This window comes from Microbacterium sp. 22296 (assembly GCF_052045385.1).
Lineage (GTDB): Bacteria > Actinomycetota > Actinomycetes > Actinomycetales > Microbacteriaceae > Microbacterium.
Window position 1 is genome coordinate 1 of the sequence record NZ_JBQEOS010000013.1, and the last position, 17,617, is coordinate 17,617.

Consider the following 17,617-nt stretch of genomic DNA (forward strand, 5'->3'; position numbering starts at 1 on the left):
CCCCGTCACCCGGGGGGCCGCGCGCCCTCGTCCGGGTGGGCCCGTGACGGCGGGCCCGCCCGGCATCCCTCCCCTGCGGCGGAGGATCCCCGTCTCGGACACCGCCCCCTCCGGGCGACGAGCCCGCTCGTCGTCCCCTTCACCTCTCGACCAGGAAGACCCCCATGAGTATCGCCTCCGTCGACGTCATCGTCACCAGCCCCGGACGCAACTTCGTCACCCTCAAGGTCACCACGAGCGACGGCGTCGTCGGATGGGGGGATGCCACCCTCAACGGCCGCGAGCTGTCGGTGGCGTCGTACCTCTCCGACCATCTCGCCTCGATGCTGATCGGCCGCGACGAGGACCGCATCGAAGACACCTGGCAGTACCTCTACCGCGGGGCGTACTGGCGCCGCGGACCGGTGACCATGGCCGCGATCGCCGCGGTCGACATGGCACTGTGGGACATCAAGGCCAAGAAGGCCGGGATGCCGCTGTACCAGCTGCTCGGAGGCGCGAGCCGAGACGGCGTGAGGGTCTACGCCCACGCCTCGGGCACTGATTTCGAGGCGCTGGCCAACGCCATCACGGGCTACCGCGAGCTCGGCTTCACCGCCGTGCGCGTGCAGACCGGCGTGCCCGGCCTCGGCCAGATCTACGGCGTCTCGGCCGCCGGCCCGGGTGTGCGCTACGACTACGAACCCGCGAAGCGCTCGGGCGACCGTCCCTCGGAGGAGACCTGGGACACCCGCCAATACCTCAACCACATGCCTGGGGTCTTCTCGAAGATCCGCGAGGAGTTCGGCACCGACCTGCGCATCCTCCACGACGGCCACCACCGCATGTCGCCGATCGAGGCCGCGCGCTTCGCGAAGGACATCGAGCCGTACGACCTGTTCTGGCTCGAAGACGCCACCCCCGGCGAGGACCAGACGGCGCTGCGCCTCATCCGCCAGCACTCGACGACCCCGCTCGCGATCGGCGAGGTGTTCAACACCGTGTACGACTACCAGACGCTCATCACGGAGCGCCTGATCGATTACGTGCGCTCCGCCGTCACCCACACCGGCGGCATCACCGCGATGAAGAAGCTGCTCGACTTCGCCGCGATCTACGGCATCCGCTCCGGCATCCACGGCCCCACCGACATCTCGCCCGTCGGCATGGCCGCGGCCCTGCACCTCGACCTCGCGATCCACAACTTCGGCATCCAGGAATACATGCCGCACAACGAGCAGACGCTCGAGGTGTTCCAGACCTCCTTCACCTTCGACAAGGGCTTCCTGCACCCCGGCGACCAGCCCGGTCTCGGCGTGGAGCTCGACGAGGAGGCCGCGGGCGCGTTCGAGTACACGAAGGCCTACCTGCCGGTGAACCGCCTTCTCGACGGGACCGTCCATGACTGGTGAGCTGCCCTCGCGCACCGTTTCGTCGAAGCTCGTCGTCGTCGCCCGGGCTCGTGCGGCGTCGGACTACGCCCCCGTTCTCGCCACCCTCGCCGAGGCGGGCGTGCAGAGCGTCGAGCTGACCCTCACGACGCCCGGCACCTTCGAGGCCTTCGCGGAGCTGCGCTCGTCGTTCGACGGCGACCTCGGCATCGGCACGGTCACGAACCTCGACCAGCTCGAGCGCGCGATCGCCGTCGGCGCCGACTACGTCGTGACGCCGATCACCTCTCCCGCTCTCGTGGCGCGGGCGGTGGATGCCGGCATCCCCATCATCCCGGGCGGGCTGACGCCCACCGAGCTGTTCGCCTCGTGGTCGGCGGGCGCCTCGGCGGTCAAGGTGTTCCCGGCCGGCCAGGTCGGTCCCGGCTACCTGAAAGACCTGCGCGGGCCGTTCCCCGACATCGCCGTCGTCCCCTCCGGAGGGGTGGATGCCGACGGCGCGGCCGCGTGGCTCGCCGCGGGCGCCGTGGCGGTCAGCGTCGGAGGGCCGTTGCTCGGCGACGCGTTCCGCGGAGGCGACCTGGGCGCGTTGCGCGAGCGGGCTGAGCGGTTCGTCGCGGTCTGCGCGGGATCGGAAACGCTCGCGGGGCGGCGCCCATGACCCGCGTCGTCACGCTCGGCGAGACGATGGCTCTGGCCCGCACGACCGAGATCGGGTCGCTCCGCCATGCCGCCGGCCTCGCGCTCGGCATCGGCGGGGCGGAGAGCAACGTCGCCGTCGGGCTGCGGCGTCTGGGCGTCGACACCGGGTGGCTCGGACGCGTGGGCGACGATCCCCTCGGCGAGCGCATCGCCCGGGAGCTGCGGGGAGAGGGCCTCGACGTGCACGCGATCGTCGACCCCGACGCGCCGACGGGTCTCATGATCAAGGAGCGACCGTCCGCGGCATCCACGGCCGTCCACTACTACCGCGGCGGTTCGGCCGGCTCGCGCATCGCGCCCGCCGACATCCCCGCGGGCTGGATCGAGGATGCCGACCTGCTTCACATCACGGGCATCACGCCGCTACTGTCGGCCACGGCGCACGAGACGGTGCTCGCGGCCGTCGATCGGGCCCGCGCCGCCGGCGTTCCCGTCTCCTTCGACGTCAACTACCGCTCGGCCCTCGCCGCCCCGGACGTCGCCGGTCCCCTCCTGCGCGAGGTCGCGGAACGGTCCACCCTCGTGTTCGGCGGCATCGAGGAGTTCGCCCTGCTCTCGACGGATGCCGCGGAGTCGCTCCTCGACGACGGCGTCGAGCAGGTCGTCGTCAAACGAGGGCCGGAGGGTGCGGCGGTCTTCACCGCCGACGGCGTCACCGAGGCGCTCGGCTTCGTCATCGACCCCCTCGACACCGTCGGCGCCGGAGATGCGTTCGTCGCCGGCTTCCTCAGCGCCCACCTCGAGGGACTCGACGTCGCCGACACCCTCGTGCGCGCCAACGCCTGCGGTGCGATGGCGTGCCTCGTTCCCGGCGACTGGGAGGCGGCCCCGACTCGCCGCGACCTCGAACGGTTCCTGGCCGGCGGAGGCGATCCGGTCCGGCGCTGAGCAGGCCGCGTCGCACCTGCGCCGAGGACGCATCCGTTCGCCGAGACCGCATCCGATCGGTCACGATCCGGTGCGGTCTCGGGGATCCACTGCGGTCTCGGCGATCGGTGCGGGTTCGTCCAGCCGATCAGGCACCCGCGAGCCGGTAGGGCGCCCGCGAGCGGGCGCGGGGCCGCGCGTGCGCGAGCCCGTCGGGTGTCCGACAGGCGGGCGAGGGTCCGGTGCGCCTACGGCCGCAGCGGAAGCAGCGCGCTGATGTCGGCGCGCACGCCGGAGGCGACGATGCGGCCCGCGGTCACGGCATCCGCCCAGTGCTCCTGACCCGTCGCGACGGCGATCCACGTGGCTGCGTCGGTCTCGACGACGTTCGGCGGCGTCCCGCGCGTGTGGCGGGGGCCCTCGATCACCTGCACGGCGCCGAACGGCGGCACGCGCATCTCGACGGAGTTGCCCGGCGCCTTCTCCACGAGCAGCTGCAGCAGGTAACGCACCGCCGTGGCGGTCGCCGTGCGCGGGGCGTCTCCGGCGGCGACGGCGGCGAGGGCGGCGCGGCCGTCTCCGGTCTCTATGCGGCGGGGAGGCATGGCATCCACGCTACCCGCGGGCTCCCGCCCGACGGGTCCGGTGCGCAACTCCGGACATCCGCGACCGGCCGTCCCTGATCCGCTCACGCCGGGCCGCTTCCGGCGCGGATCTCCGGAGTTGCGCGCGGGCAGGCTGGAGCACCGTCGCCGCGCACGGCGGGCCGGCCCGCGACGCGACGCCGGGACACGACGCAGGAGTTCCGCACTTGCTACCCCGCCGGAGGTGCACGACGATCCGCAACGCGATGTGACTTCCTGCGTTCGGTCCGCACCGAAGCCCAGACCCCGCGCTCGATAGGCTGAGCGGGTGAGAATCCTGGTCCTCGGTTCGGGCGCGCGCGAGCACGCCATCATCCTCGCTCTGCGCTCGGAGGAGGCCTCGCACGCGATCTTCGCCGCCCCGGGCAACGCCGGCATCGCCCGCGAGGCTCACCTGGTCGACCTCGATCCGCTCGACCCCGCCGCTGTGCTCGCGTTCGCCAAGACCGAGGCCGTCGATCTCGTCGTCGTCGGGCCCGAGGCGCCTCTCGTCGCCGGTGTCGCCGATCCGCTGCGCGCGCACGGCATCCCCGTTTTCGGCCCGGGCAAGGCCGCGGCCCAGCTCGAGGGCTCCAAGACCTACGCGAAGCGCATCATGGATGCCGCGGGCGTCCCCACCGGCCGCTCGGCGCGCGCCGGCGACCTGGCATCCGTCGAAGCGGCGCTCGACGCGTACGGCGCCCCGTACGTGGTGAAGGCCGACGGCCTGGCCGCGGGCAAAGGCGTCATCGTGACCTCCGACCGCGCCGCGGCGCTCGCCCACGCCGAGTCCTATCTGCCCACCGGCGCCGTGCTGATCGAGGAGTTCCTCTCGGGCCCCGAGGTCTCGCTGTTCTTTCTCAGCGACGGCGACCATGTCGCCCCGCTCAGCCCCGCCCAGGACTTCAAACGCCTGCGCGACGGCGACGAGGGCCCCAACACCGGCGGCATGGGCGCGTACTCGCCGCTGCCCTGGCTGACGGAGCGTTTCGGCGGAGAGGACGAGTTCGTCGAGCTCGTCACCCGCGAGATCGCCGAACCGGTGATCCGGCAGATGGATGCCGAGGGCACCCCGTTCATCGGACTGCTCTACGCCGGGCTCATCCTCACCGAGCAGGGCGTCAAGGTCATCGAGTTCAACGCCCGCTTCGGCGACCCCGAGACACAGGTCGTGCTCCCCCGCCTCGTCGACCCGCTGTCGCGCCTGCTGCTGGCCGCGGCATCCGGCACCCTCGAGGACGAGCCCCGTCCGGCGTTCGCCGACGCCACGGCCGTGACCGTCGTGCTCGCGAGCGAGGGCTATCCCGAGGCGCCCCTCACCGGCCGGGTGCTCACGGGCATCGACCGGGCCGAAGAGGCAGACGGCGTGCACGTCGCCCACGCGGCGACGGCGCTTCGTGACGGCGAGCTCGTCGCCACGGGCGGACGCGTCCTCAGCGTCGTCGCCACCGGCACCACGTTCGCCGAGGCACGCACGGCGGCCTACGCCGGCCTCGAACGCATCGGCCTCGAGGGCGGGCAGTTCCGCACCGACATCGCCGCGAAGGTCGCCGAGGGCTGACCGACAGGCGGTTTCGCGCTACGCGCGGCGACCGGACTGCGTTCGCGCGCCGCGAGGTCGCGCATCCCCGGCACGCGCGGCCCCTCGGGGGCTGAGGAGATCCGCGCACCGCAGGACCGACGCAGCGGCATCCGTCCTCCCGCCCCGAGATCACCACCCGTCCCGCACCCTCCCGCACGGGGCGGGGCGGGGCGGGCCCCTCTCGTCCGGCTTCTGGCCAGGGCATCCGTCCCCCGCTAGCGTGTGGGCCATGGTCGACAGGGATGCCATGGCGCGCGGCCGCGAGATCTTCGACCCGGTCGCGGAGGAGCACTGCCTGCTTCCCGGCATCGACATCGGGCGGATGTTCGGCGCCGAAGGCCTCCGCGTGCGCGGCAGGGTCTACGCCTTCGTCGTGCACAACGGCTCGCTCGTGGTGAAACTGCCGGAGAAGCGCGTCGGCGAACTGGTGGCGTCCGGTGACGCGGGGCCGATGGTCATGCGCGGACGCCCGCTGCGCGAGTGGGCGGAAGTGCCGCTCGAAGCCGGGCCCGCGCGGTGGGAGAGGTTCATCGAGGAGGCTCGGACCTTCGTCGACGCCATCACGCCGTAGCCTCGAGCGGCGACGGCGTCGACGCTGAACCGTGCCCGGCGGAGGAGATGCCGCGGGCGGAGGACCGACGGCACGGCATCCCTCCTCCCCCGCCCCCGTCTCCTCCGCTCATCACCGCCGTGGCCCCGTCCGGCGCGAGAGCGCGAGCACCGCGCGCGAACGACGAACGCCGCCGTCCCAGACGGAGACGGCGGCGTTCGGGCCGAGGCGCTACTCGCCGGCGGTGGCCGGCGCGGCCTGCGCGGTCTGCTGCGCGGGTGCCGCGTCGCGCGGAGCTCCGTGCGGGCGGATCACCGAGGGGCGCTTCATGAACAGCACGGCGACCAGGCCCACCCCGATCACGATGATCGGCAGCACGAGCGACTGACCCATCGCCTGGGAGAACCCGCCCACGATCTGCGGCGGCAGGGTTCCGGACCCGAAGGTCGCCCCGGCGTCCCCCGCTCCCGGCAGGTTCGCCTCGAGACGAGCCTGCATGAACGCGGCGATGGATGCCGAGCCGATCACCGAACCGACGGTGCGGGTGGTGTTGTAGATGCCGGCGCCGGCACCCGCCAGGCGCGGCGGCAGATTGCGTGTGGCGGTGGTCGCGAGCGGGCCCCACATGCCGGCGTTTCCGATGCCCATGAGGACGGAGGGGATGAGGAACATCCAGATCGGCGCGTCGTTCAGGATGAGCGCGACGTAGATGCCGAGCGAACCGCCCACGAGCAGCAGACCGGGGACCAGCAGGTAGCGCGGGTCGGTGCGGTCGAGCAGCTTGCCGGCGAAGGGGGCGAGCACTCCCGAGAGGATGGCCAGCGGCACGAGCAGCAACGCTGACTCGGTCGGGGTGAGACCGCGGGCCAGCTGCAGGTAGAACATCTGCGGCAGCGCCATGCTCGTCACCGTGAAGCCGACGGCGGCGATGGCGAGGTTCGCGATCGAGAAGTTGCGGTCGCGGAACAGGTCGAGCGGCACGAGCGGTTCGCCCTTGCTGCGCGCCTGCGTCCAGATGAAGAGGGCCATCACGGCGACGCCCGCCGCGACCATCGCCCAGATCCACGCGGCCCACGAGTAGTGCTCGCCCTCCTGCAGACCGAACACGATGAGGAACAAGCCGATGGCGCTCAGCACGACGCCGACGATGTCGAACTTGTGCGCGGTTCGCGGCAGCTGCGGCACGAGGATGACGGCGGCGATGAAACCGATGATGCCGACGGGGATGTTGATGAAGAAGATCCACTCCCACCCGAGGCCGTCGACGAGCAGACCACCGGCGAGCGGGCCGACGAGGGTCGCGACACCCGCCGTCGCGCCCCACAGGCCCATGGCCGCCCCGCGGTTCTGCGGCGGGAAGGTGCGCGTGATGACGGCCATCGTCTGCGGCGTCATCATCGCCGCTCCCAGGCCCTGAACCGCACGCGCCGCGATGAGCACCTCGAGCGAGGGCGCGAGACCGCACGCGAGGGAAGCGATCGTGAAGAGGGCCAGACCGGTGAGGTAGATGTTCTTCGGGCCGAAGCGATCACCGAGGCGTCCGGTGATGAGCAGCGGAACGGCGTAGGTCAGCAGGTACGCGCTGGTGACCCACACGACGTTGTCGAGGTTGCCCGTGTTCGGGTCGAGGGCCGCTTTGATCGCGGGGTTCGCCACCGACACGATCGTGGTGTCGACCAGGATCATGAAGAACCCGATGACCAGTGCCCAGAGGGCGGGCCAGGGGCTGCGTTCGGTGGTGCGGGTGGACCCTGTGCGGGTCGACCCGGTGGGGGCGGATGCCGCGGAGGCGGCGCGGGAGTCGGTCATGGGGTGGTCTCCTTCGAGACGTGACGCTTCTTCTTGATGTGTTCAGGGATTTCGGCGATGCCCCACGGAAGGGAACGATCGGCGAGGCGCGCACGCAGGCAGTCCTGCCACGCGAGTTCGGCGTCGAGCAGGGCGGACTGCCGCTGCAGCTCGACGAGGAATTGCTCGGGGGTCTCGGCGACGGCCGAGGCGGACAGGCCGGTGCGGTGCTCCTCCACGGAGGCCAGGAGCAGCTCGCGGCGCCGGTCGAGCAGAGCGATGACCTCGTCGCGGTCGAGGTTGTGCGCTTCCGACAGGGCCACCCGGAAGTCGTTCGCCCGTTCGATCTGGGGCAACTCGGCGCGCACCCACTCCTCCACCGCATGGCGACCGGCATCCAAGAGTGTGTAGGTCGTGCGCTCGGGCCTGTTGCCTTCGCGGTCGACGCCCACCTCGGCGAGCAGGCCGTCCCGTTCGAGGCGGGCGACCGTGTGGTAGATCGTGCCCTTCTGGAGAGGGACGAGACGGTCGTCGCGCCTCTCTTTGAGCAGGCGCACCATCTCGTACGGGTGCATGTCGCCCTCGCGCAGCGTCGCGAGGATCATCACTCCCACGGGGGTGAGGCGGCTGGTCTCCGGCATCCGTCCCCCCTTCATGGTCCGTGTCGACTAGTCCACATGGACTATACGCCCGTTTCGCCGCGACCACGAACCCCTCGGATGAACGTCGGGTGTCCCGTACACGTCGGCGGGGTGCGCACAGCGCGGCATGTCGGGGACAGTCAACGCCGGACGGATGCCGCGTCCGGTGGGGTTGCGCGCGGTGTCACGCCGCCTCACGACGAAGACGCCGCACCGGCGGACCGGGGCGGCGTCTTCGCGGAACGGGCAATCGGCTCAGGTCGATGAGCGGGAGTCGGACACCGCCTCGGTGGAGTCCTCCTCCGCGGCGGGCGCGTCCGCGGGGGTCTCGGCCGGAGCGGTGGCCGCCCGGTGACGGCGCCACCGCGCGGGCAGGCTGAAGATGCCGCGCTGGTTGGGCTCCTCGACCTCGAGGCCGTAGTGCTGGCCGATCGAGTCGCGCAACTGGGCGCGCTCGGCCTTGTCGTAGGCCTTCATCTCGCGGCGGAAGGCCACGACCGTCGCCCAGCAGATCGCGAGCAGCACCACACTGAACGGCAGCGCGATGCTGATCGCCGCCGTCTGCAGGGCAGTGAGTCCGCCCGCGATCAGGAGGGCGAAAGCGATCACCGCGGTGGCGAGCGCGAAGAAGACGCGCACCCAGCTCTTGGGCTCCTCCTCGCCTCCGGTGGCAATCATGCTCATCACGAGCGCCCCGGAGTCGGCGGAGGTCACGAAGAACACCGCAATGAGGATGAGGAAGCCGACGATCAGTACCGCGGAGCCCGGAACACCCTCGAGCATCTGGAACAGCGCCGTCGACACGTCGACCGACCCGTCCGCACCCGTATAGGACGCCGTCCCCGTCAGCTCCCCGTAGATCGCGGTGCCACCGAGCACGGTGAACCACAGGATGCCGACCAGCGTGGGCACCAGGATCACCCCGACGACGAACTCGCGAACGGTGCGACCGCGCGAGATGCGCGCGATGAAGATGCCGACGAAGGGGGCCCACGAGATCCACCAGCCCCAGTAGAACGCCGTCCACGCACCCTGCCAGGCCACGCCGTCGTCTCCGGCGTACGCGCTGACGGTGAACGAGAGGCCGACGAAGCTCTGGATGTAGTTTCCGATCGACTGCACGACGTCGCGCAGGAGGAACTCGGTGGGACCGACGAAGAGAAGGAAGAGCATCAGCACCCCGGCGAGCACGAGGTTGATGTTCGAGAGCCACTTCATGCCCTTGCCGACGCCCGACAGCAGCGAGAAGAGGACGAAGCCGGTGATGATGCCGATGATGACGGCCTGGCTGATGATCGAGGGCGGGACGACCCCGAGGAAGTCCAGGCCGGCGCTGATCTGGATGACGCCGAGCCCGAGCGAGGTCGCCACCCCGAAGAGCGTGCCGACGAGGGCCGCGACGTCGACCGCGTTGCCCCAGCCGCCCTGAACGAGACGCGCCCCGAGGATCGGCTCCAGCGCCCAGCGGATCGTGCGCGGCCGCTTGCGACGATGGAAGGCGTAGGCGAGGGCGAGACCCAGCACCACGTAGATCGACCACGCGTGCACGCCCCAGTGCAGGAAGGTCTGCGACATCGCCTGCTGCGCGAGCTCGGCGGGAGTGCCGGTCACACCAGGGCGCGGCGAGACGAAGTGGCTGAGCGGCTCGCTCACTCCGTAGAAGACCAGGCCGATGCCCATACCGGCGGCGAACAGCAGCGAGAACCACGAGATCGTCGAGAACTCCGGCTCGTCGTCGTCCTGACCGAGCTTGATGGTGCCGAACCGGCTGAAGCCCATCGCCAGGGCGAACACGACGAAGAACGCCGCGATCAGCACGTAGTACCAGTTGAACGTCGACACGATGGTCGTCTGCACGGTGTCGAAGGTGGCCTCGGCCGCCGCGGGGAAGAACAGAGCGAAAGCGATGAACGCCAGCGCGATGCCCGCGGCCGGCCAGAAGACCCACCCACGGATGGTCGAGTGGCGGCTCCCCGCGTGGGGGTCGATGGATGCCGCGGTGTCGGGGGCTGCCTCGGTCATCGTTCCAGGGTAGCCAGGGGGTCGTCGGCGGCCGGCGGGCAGGCGCCTGAGCGAACGGTGTGGCACAATCCGCGCCGGTGCCGGCCCTCCGCACCCGCAATAATGAGCGGGTGACCTCCGCCTCCCCCCTCGAGCTCGCCGGCTGGCGCCACGTCTACTCCGGCAAGGTGCGCGACCTCTACGTCCCCGCCGACACCGCCGACGACGCCACCCCCGCGCACCTCCTCGTCGTGGCCAGCGACCGGGTCAGCGCCTTCGACCACGTGCTCTCCCCCGGCATCCCCGACAAGGGCGTGCTGCTGACGACACTCAGCCTGTGGTGGTTCGACCAGCTCGCCGGCGCCGACGGGGGCCGCGGCATCCCGAATCACCTCGCCGCCGACCACGCGCTCGTCGGCGACGACACCGCCGCTCTGATCCCGGATGCCGTGCAGGGGCGCGCGATGCTCGTCCGCTCGCTCGACATGCAGCCGATCGAGTGCGTCGTGCGCGGCTACCTCACCGGCTCGGGATGGGCCGAGTACCGCGCCGAGGGCACGGTGTGCGGCATCCCCCTCCCCGAGGGCCTCAGCGACGGCGATCGTCTGCCGGAGCCGCTCTACACCCCGGCCTTCAAGGCGCCGATGGGCGAGCACGACGAGAACATCACGTTCGAGCGCTCGGTCGAGATCGTCGGGGCCGACCCCGCCGCCGCGCTGCGCGACCTCTCGCTCGAGATCTACCGCCGCGCGTCGGCGACTGCCGAAGCGCACGGGTTGATCCTGGCCGACACGAAGTTCGAGTTCGGTTTCGATGCGGACGGCGTGCTGACGCTGGCCGACGAGGTGCTGACATCGGACTCGTCGAGGTACTGGGATGCCGAATCGTGGCGCACCGGCACGACCCCCGCGGAGCGCATGGCCAGCTTCGACAAGCAGATCGTGCGCAACTGGCTCGCCGACAACTGGGACAAGCAGGGCGAGCCCCCGGCCCTCCCCGCCGAGATCGTCGAGCGCACGCGCGAGCGCTACGCGACGCTGCTCGGCCTGCTCACGGCATCCTGATCCGCCCGCGGAGGCTTCGACAGGCTCCGCCCCCGCTCCGCTTCTCACAGGCCATCGCGATCGACCCTCTCCCCGACCCCGCTCCCTGAGCCCGTCGAAGGGAGCCCCACACAAGGAGACCCATGTTCCGCTGGAAGCTGCACGGAAACGGCCGCACGGTCGAACCCGGGGCCGTCGTCGGCCCGGGTGAGCGCCTGAACTGGGGCGCGACGATCGCAATCGGGCTCCAGCACGTCATCGCCATGTTCGGCGCGACGTTCCTGGTGCCGGTGCTCACCGATTTCCCCGTGTCGACGACGCTGCTCTTCTCGGGCGTGGGGACGCTGCTGTTCCTGCTCATCACCCGCAACCGCCTTCCCAGCTACCTCGGCTCGTCGTTCGCGTTCATCGCGCCGATCACCGCGGCCACCACGATGGCCGGCACGGGTTCCGCCCTCGCCGGCATCGTCGCCGTCGGCATCCTGCTCGCCGCCATCGGCTTCGTCGTGCAGTTCGTCGGTCTCGGCTGGGTCGACAAGGTCATGCCGCCGGTCGTCGCCGGCGCGATCGTCGCCCTGATCGGCTTCAACCTCGCCCCCGTCGCGTGGTCGAACTTCCAGGTGCAGCCCCTGCCCGGCACGATCACCCTCGTCGCGGTGATCCTGTTCAGCGTGCTGTTCCGCGGCTTCCTCGGCCGTATCTCGATCTTCCTCGGGGTGATCGTCGGCTACGTCGCGACCGTGATCATTCAGGCCGTCTCGGGAGAGATGCTCATCGATTTCGGCGCCGTCGAGGCCGCGCCCTGGGTGGGCCTTCCCACGTTCCAGTTCGCCGATTTCACCACGCCCGCGACCTGGTCGGTCATCGCGATGTTCCTGCCCGTCGTGCTCGTGCTGGTCGCCGAGAACGTCGGTCACGTGCGCGGGGTCGCGGCGATGACGGATGCCACCGCCAACCGCTCGACCGGTCGCGCCCTCATCGCCGACGGTGTCGCCACGACCCTCGCCGGTACCTTCGGCGGCTCGGGCACCACCACCTACGGCGAGAACATCGGCGTGATGGCGGCGACCCGGGTGTACTCGACCGCGGTGTACTGGGTGGCCGGCCTCACCGCGATCGTGCTGAGCCTGTCGCCCAAGGTCGGCGCGGTGTTCAACACCATTCCGCCCGGGGTGCTCGGCGGCGTGACCACGGCCCTGTACGGCCTGATCGGCATCATCGGCATCAAGATCTGGGTCGACAACCGCGTCGACTTCTCGCGCCCGGTCAACCAGTACACCGGTGCCGTCTCGCTGGTGATGGCGATCGCCGGCTTCTCGATGCAGTTCGGGCAGTTCCAGCTCGGCGCCATCGTGCTCGGCTCGGTCGCCGCCCTGGTGATCTACCATCTCGGCAACGCCATCGCCCGCGCCCGTCAGACGGGCGCCGACGACGGCGGCCCCATCCCCGCCGTGGGGCCGCTGGGCGGCGACCCCGCCTGACCCGCGGCTGAGCGGCATCCCGCGCCGAGATCACACGATCGGCTCGAACGCACACGTTCCTTCACCTTCGGAGCGTGTGCGTTCGGCGTTTCCGGGCCGCGGCGCGCCTCGCGCGGCCGGCTCGGCCGGCTCGGCTGGCTCGTCTGTCTCGGCCGGCTCGGCCGGCTCGGCCGGCTCGGCCGGCTCGGACCATGTCCCACTTTGTGCGGTCTGGAGGCATCCCAGGCAGCACAAATCGGGACGCGGTCTGCGCATATCGGGACACGGCCGTTACCCGGCGTGAAACAGGAACGCACCGTTACTCCACCGTTACTTGACACCGCGCCACCCCAGACGGCACACTGATCTCGGTCCCTGATAAATCGTTTTATCGGCAAGGTAAATCGATTATCCAATGGAGGGTGAGGACGATGACTCGAGTGCGTTTGACCGACGTCGCGAAAGCGGCCGGCGTCTCTCCCGCGACCGTCTCGCTCGTGCTCAACGACGCGGAGTCGCGCATCTCCGACGAGACCAAGGAGCGGGTCCGTCGGGTCGCCGACGAGGTGGGCTACTCGCCCAACCCCATCGCACGGAGCCTGCGCACCCGCGTCACCGGCACCATCGGCCTCGTGTCCGACCGCATCGCCACCACCCCGTTCGCCGGGCGCATGCTCGCCGGCGCGCAGGAGGTCGCCCGCGAGAACGGACGACTCGTCATCCTCGTCGACACCGACGGACACCCCGAGATCGAGTCCGACGCGATCTCGACCCTCGTCAACCACCGCGTCGACGGCATGGTCTACGCCTCGATGTACCACCGCGTCATCCCGGCTCCCGCGGGCCTTCCCGCCGGCACCGTGTTCCTCGACTGCCGCCCCGAAGACGGCGGCTACCCCGCGGTCGTGCCCGACGATTACGCCGGCGGTCGGGTCGCCACCCAGGAGCTCGTCGATGCCGGACACCGCCGCATCGCCTACATCGACAACGACGAAGACCGTCCCGTGGCCGCCGAACTCCGCCTACGGGGCTATCTCGACGTGCTCTCCGAGTCCGGAATCGAGCCCGACCCCGCTCTCCACGTCTTCTCGCCGACCTCGGCGGCGGGCGGGCAGCAGGCCGCCGCCGACCTGTTCGCGCTCGACCCCGCCCAGCGCCCGACCGGCATCTTCGCCTACAACGACCGCATCGCGGCCGGAGTCGTGACGTGGGCGCACCGTCACGGCATCCGGATCCCCGAAGACCTGTCGGTCGTCGGCTACGACGATCAGCAGCTCGTCGCGTCGGAGCTCGATCCGCCGTTGACCACCGTCTCGCTCCCCCACGCGGCCATGGGCCGCTGGGCGATGGAGGTCGCCCTCGGCCTCCGCGAAGCCGACATCGCATCCCCCCACCTCATGGACTGCCCGATCGTTCGTCGGGCTTCCGTCGGTCCTCCCGCGCACCTCGGCAGCGCGCGGGATCCCCGGGCCACGGATTGACGCCGCACCACGCGGCCCCCTCTCCGGCGACAGCGATGTCGCCGCCACTCGAAAGGAACACGATGAAGAAGTCCTTCATCCCGCTCGCCGCGACAGGTGTCGTCGCAGCGCTCGCGCTGACCGGTTGCGGCCAGGCCGGTCAGGGGGGCGCGACGACCGAAGACGGTCGCACCGTGCTCACCATGTGGACGCACTCCGCCGGCAACCCCGCCGAGCTCGCGGTCTACGAGCAGATCATCAGCGACTACAACGCCTCGCAGGACACCTACGAGGTCAAGACCGAGTCGTTCCCGCAGGGCGCGTACAACGACGCGATCGTCGCCGCGGCGGCCTCGGGCGACCTCCCCTGCCTGCTGGATCTCGACGGTCCGATCATGCCCAACTGGGCGTGGGCGAACTACCTGCAGCCGCTGAACATCTCCAGCGACATCACCGACAAGCTCCTGCCCACCGCCGTCGGGAAGTACAACGACGAGATCTACTCGGCCGGATACTGGGATGCCGCCCTCGGCATCTTCGCGCGCAAGTCGGTGCTGGATGCCAACGGCATCCGCATCCCCTCCATCGAGCAGCCCTGGACGGAGGCGGAGTTCGACTCCGCTCTCGCGACCCTCAAGGCCGCCGGCTACGACACGCCCATCGACCTCGGCGCCGAGGACAAGGGCGAGTGGTGGCCCTACGCGTACTCCCCCTTCCTGCAGAGCTTCGGCGGCGACCTGATCGACCGCGACACGATGCTCTCGGCCGACGGCGCCCTCAACGGCCCCGACGCCGTCAAGTGGGGCACCTGGTTCCAAGGCCTCTTCACGAAGGGCTACGCCAACAGCGGCGGCACCGTGGGCAACCAGGAGTTCGTCGACGGCGAGGTCGCGCTCAGCTACACCGGCGTCTGGAACGGTCTGGCCGCGGTGGATGCCGTGGGCGACGACCTGCTGATCCTCCCGCCGCCGGACCTCGGCAAAGGCCCCAAGATCGGTGGCGGTTCGTGGCAGTGGGGCATCTCGGCCTCGTGCAGCGACCCCGAGGGCGCGCGCGATTACCTCGAGTTCAGCTTCGACGACAAGTACATCACCCAGTTCGCCGACGAGCAGCTCGTGATCCCCGCCACCGAGGCGGCCACCGAGGCGTCGAAGTACTTCAACTCCACCGACGGCGCCCTGCGTCCGTTCGCGGAGTTCTCGAAGGAGTACGCCGTGCTGCGTCCCGAGACCCCCGCGTACGCGGTGATCTCGACCACGTTCGAGACGGCGGCCAAGGACATCATGAACGGCGCCGACGTGCAGTCGGCTCTGGATGCCGCGGTCACCGAGATCGACACCAACATCGAGTCCAACGACGGCTACGGCGCGAAGTAACGCCGCGCCCAGCGGTGGGGGTCCGCTTCGGGCCCCCGCCGCGCCCCGCGAAAGAAGAACCTGATGACCGTGTCTCCTCCGGTCGCCGCGGCGAAGCAGCCGCGCCGATCTCTCCGCCGCTTCCGCTCCTCCCGCGGGCGCGAGACGTGGGCGGGCCTGGCGATGATGGCCCCCGCCGCGCTTCTGCTCCTGCTGTTCCTGATCGTCCCCGTGCTGCTGGCCTTCACGCTGTCGTTCACCAACGCCCGCCTGATCTCGCCCAACCCGCCGCGTTTCGTCGGTCTCGACAACTTCTTCCGGGCCTTCACCGCCGACCCGGTCTTCCTGCAGTCGGCGTTGAACACCTTCCTGTTCGCCCTCGTCGTGGTCCCCGTCCAGGCCGGCCTGGGCCTGCTGCTGGCGGTGCTGGTCAATCAGAGACTGCGCGGCACGACGTTCTTCCGCGTCGTCTTCTTCATCCCGGTCGTCACTTCGATCGTCGTGGTGTCGATCCTCTGGCGCTTCATGTATCAGAGCGACGGCCTGATCAACTCGATGATCGACACGCTCACCTTCGGCGCGCTCAAGGGCGCCGACTGGCTCAACGACCCCAGCACGGCGCTCGGCGCCATCATCGTGCTGTCTATCTGGCAGGCCGTCGGATTCCACATGATCATCTGGCTCGCCGGGCTCCAGACCATCCCGGAGGAGCTCTACGAGGCCGCCCGCATGGACGGCGCGAGCCGGTGGCGCCAGTTCACCAACGTCACCTGGCCGGGCCTTCGTCCGACGATGGTCTTCGTCCTCGTCACCATCACCATCGCCGCTCTCGGCCTGTTCGTCCAGGTCGACGTGATGACCCAGGGCGGTCCCCTCAACTCGACGTCGACCGTCGTGTTCCACGCCGTGCGCAAGGGCTACGAGCAGCAGGAGATCGGCTACGCGGCCTCCATCTCGCTGCTGTTCTTCGTCGCCGTGCTCATCATCGCGCTCATCCAGCGCTGGTTGACCCGAGAGAAGAACTGACATGACCAGCACCCTCGAGCGCCCCGGCGGCGCCGCCCGCGCCTCGCGCCCCGCACGTCAGGGGTCGTCCGTCCGCACGCGCACCCGCTCGTCGGAGGGCCGCAACGGCCGCATCCTCACGTACGTGTCGATGTCGATCCTCGCGGTGTTCTTCCTCTTCCCGCTGGTGTTCATGTTCGTGTCGAGCCTGAAACCCGACGCGCAGATCCTCCGCGACATCAACTCCCCGGCGGCGTTCCTCCCCACCGGCGAGATCAGCCTCGACAACTATTTCGGCGTCTTCGACCGCGTTCCGGTGGCGCAGTTCCTGTTCAACTCGATCCTCGTCACCGTGCTCACCGTCGGCCTCGGGCTGATCGTGAACTCCCTCGCCGGCTTCGCCCTGTCGCGCCTGCGGTGGAAGGGCCGGGTCGTCGTGTTCGCGCTCATCATCGCGACCCTCATCGTGCCGTTCGAGACCATCGCGGTGCCGATGGTCTACTGGGTCAATCAGCTGCCGACCCTCGTCATGGAGGGCGGCGTGCTGAAATACGACTTCGGCTGGCTGAACACCTACGAGGTGCAGATCGTGCCGTTCATCGCGAACGCGTTCTCGATCTTCCTGTTCGCGCAGTACTTCTCGACCATCCCCACCTCACTCGACGAGGCGGCCCGCATCGACGGGGCGAGCTGGTTCACGATCTACCGCCGCATCATCGTGCCCCTTTCGGGTCCGGCGTTCGCGACAGTGGCGATCCTGACGTTCCTCCCCGCGTGGAATCAGTACCTGTGGCCCCTCATGGTCGTGCAGAAGGAGGAGCTGCGGCCCGTCATGGTCGGTATGCAGTACTTCTTCCAGCTCAACACCGCGTGGGGCGAGGTCATGGCCTACACCTCCTTGATCACCCTGCCCGTGCTGATCGTGTTCCTGGTCTTCCAGCGCGCCTTCGTCAGCAGCATCGCGGCATCCGGGGTCAAGGGATGACACGAGAATTCGATGTCGTGGTGCTCGGAGGGGCACTCACCGACATCACCACCCCTTCCGCCGGGGCGGCCGAGCGCCCCGGCGGAAGCCCGGCCGCCGCCGCTATCACCGTCGGTCGCCAGAGCATCGACCCCCCGACCCGAGAAGACCCGCAGCTTCCCGCTGCGCTGAAAGAGAGTGCCTGA

Annotated in this window: 16 protein-coding genes; 12 read left to right on the plus strand and 4 right to left on the minus strand. The window is 70.1% G+C overall.

Translation table 11 applies throughout. The annotated features are described in order from the left end of the window. Nucleotides 1–164 precede the first annotated feature (164 nt). Genes manD through ACTJJP_RS16470 form a run of 3 tightly spaced genes read left to right on the plus strand, consistent with a single transcriptional unit; the run spans nt 165 to nt 2,960 of the window. Nucleotides 165–1,391, plus strand: coding sequence for a D-mannonate dehydratase ManD (gene manD, locus ACTJJP_RS16460; RefSeq protein WP_440776064.1), 1,227 nt, complete (start codon nt 165–167; stop codon nt 1,389–1,391). Then, entirely contained in the window at nt 1,381–2,031 is a 651-nt protein-coding gene (locus ACTJJP_RS16465) for a bifunctional 4-hydroxy-2-oxoglutarate aldolase/2-dehydro-3-deoxy-phosphogluconate aldolase (protein ID WP_440776065.1), read from the plus strand. Before manD ends, ACTJJP_RS16465 begins: the two co-directional genes overlap by 11 nt. After that, nucleotides 2,028–2,960 carry a sugar kinase gene (locus ACTJJP_RS16470; protein WP_440776066.1) on the plus strand — a complete coding sequence of 311 codons (933 nt, stop codon included), beginning with the start codon at nt 2,028–2,030 and terminating at the stop codon, nt 2,958–2,960. Before ACTJJP_RS16465 ends, ACTJJP_RS16470 begins: the two co-directional genes overlap by 4 nt. Before the next feature lie 227 nt (nt 2,961–3,187). On the opposite strand, the gene ACTJJP_RS16475 is transcribed toward ACTJJP_RS16470, so the two are convergent. Further along, nucleotides 3,188–3,544: a sterol carrier family protein gene (locus ACTJJP_RS16475; protein ID WP_440776067.1), complete on the minus strand. Its 357-nt coding sequence runs from the start codon at nt 3,542–3,544 to the stop codon at nt 3,188–3,190. Nucleotides 3,545–3,851: 307 nt separating this feature from the next. Between ACTJJP_RS16475 and purD the strand changes: the two genes are divergently transcribed. Together purD and ACTJJP_RS16485 are read left to right on the plus strand one after the other, a co-directional pair. Further along, nucleotides 3,852–5,123 carry a phosphoribosylamine--glycine ligase gene (purD, locus tag ACTJJP_RS16480; protein ID WP_440776068.1) on the plus strand — a complete coding sequence of 424 codons (1,272 nt, stop codon included), beginning with the start codon at nt 3,852–3,854 and terminating at the stop codon, nt 5,121–5,123. A gap of 250 nt (nt 5,124–5,373) precedes the next feature. Then, a complete protein-coding gene (locus tag ACTJJP_RS16485) occupies nt 5,374–5,715 on the plus strand; it encodes a hypothetical protein (protein WP_440776069.1) in 342 nt (113 codons plus the stop codon). A 210-nt stretch (nt 5,716–5,925) separates the two neighbouring features. On the opposite strand, the gene ACTJJP_RS16490 is transcribed toward ACTJJP_RS16485, so the two are convergent. From ACTJJP_RS16490 to ACTJJP_RS16500, 3 genes are all read right to left on the minus strand, one after another. After that, nucleotides 5,926–7,503 (minus strand): DHA2 family efflux MFS transporter permease subunit, encoded by a 1,578-nt coding sequence (locus tag ACTJJP_RS16490; RefSeq protein WP_440776070.1) that lies wholly within the window; start codon nt 7,501–7,503, stop codon nt 5,926–5,928. Beyond that, nucleotides 7,500–8,123, minus strand: coding sequence for a PadR family transcriptional regulator (locus ACTJJP_RS16495; protein WP_440776071.1), 624 nt, complete (start codon nt 8,121–8,123; stop codon nt 7,500–7,502). The genes ACTJJP_RS16490 and ACTJJP_RS16495 overlap by 4 nt, the downstream gene beginning before the upstream one ends. Before the next feature lie 255 nt (nt 8,124–8,378). Then, nucleotides 8,379–10,145, minus strand: coding sequence for a BCCT family transporter (locus ACTJJP_RS16500; protein WP_440776072.1), 1,767 nt, complete (start codon nt 10,143–10,145; stop codon nt 8,379–8,381). 110 nt (nt 10,146–10,255) lie between these two features. On the opposite strand from ACTJJP_RS16500, the gene ACTJJP_RS16505 reads away from it, so the two are divergent. The 7 genes from ACTJJP_RS16505 (at nt 10,256) to ACTJJP_RS16535 (ending at nt 17,617) form a co-directional block, all read left to right on the plus strand. Continuing rightward, nucleotides 10,256–11,188 (plus strand): phosphoribosylaminoimidazolesuccinocarboxamide synthase, encoded by a 933-nt coding sequence (locus ACTJJP_RS16505; protein ID WP_440776073.1) that lies wholly within the window; start codon nt 10,256–10,258, stop codon nt 11,186–11,188. A gap of 122 nt (nt 11,189–11,310) precedes the next feature. Then, on the plus strand, nt 11,311–12,648 hold the full coding sequence (locus ACTJJP_RS16510; protein WP_440776074.1) for a uracil-xanthine permease family protein: 1,338 nt from the start codon (nt 11,311–11,313) through the stop codon (nt 12,646–12,648). A 410-nt stretch (nt 12,649–13,058) separates the two neighbouring features. Beyond that, the gene (locus ACTJJP_RS16515; protein WP_440776075.1) at nt 13,059–14,108 is read left to right on the plus strand and encodes a LacI family DNA-binding transcriptional regulator; all 1,050 of its coding nucleotides are present in this window, start codon (nt 13,059–13,061) and stop codon (nt 14,106–14,108) included. Nucleotides 14,109–14,170: 62 nt separating this feature from the next. Further along, nucleotides 14,171–15,463 carry a sugar ABC transporter substrate-binding protein gene (locus ACTJJP_RS16520; RefSeq protein ID WP_440776076.1) on the plus strand — a complete coding sequence of 431 codons (1,293 nt, stop codon included), beginning with the start codon at nt 14,171–14,173 and terminating at the stop codon, nt 15,461–15,463. Nucleotides 15,464–15,526: 63 nt separating this feature from the next. Beyond that, nucleotides 15,527–16,468 (plus strand): carbohydrate ABC transporter permease, encoded by a 942-nt coding sequence (locus ACTJJP_RS16525; protein ID WP_440776077.1) that lies wholly within the window; start codon nt 15,527–15,529, stop codon nt 16,466–16,468. Nucleotide 16,469: 1 nt separating this feature from the next. Then, nucleotides 16,470–17,432, plus strand: coding sequence for a carbohydrate ABC transporter permease (locus ACTJJP_RS16530; protein WP_440776078.1), 963 nt, complete (start codon nt 16,470–16,472; stop codon nt 17,430–17,432). Further along, the gene (locus tag ACTJJP_RS16535) at nt 17,429–17,617 is read left to right on the plus strand and encodes a hypothetical protein (RefSeq protein ID WP_440776079.1); all 189 of its coding nucleotides are present in this window, start codon (nt 17,429–17,431) and stop codon (nt 17,615–17,617) included. The genes ACTJJP_RS16530 and ACTJJP_RS16535 overlap by 4 nt, the downstream gene beginning before the upstream one ends.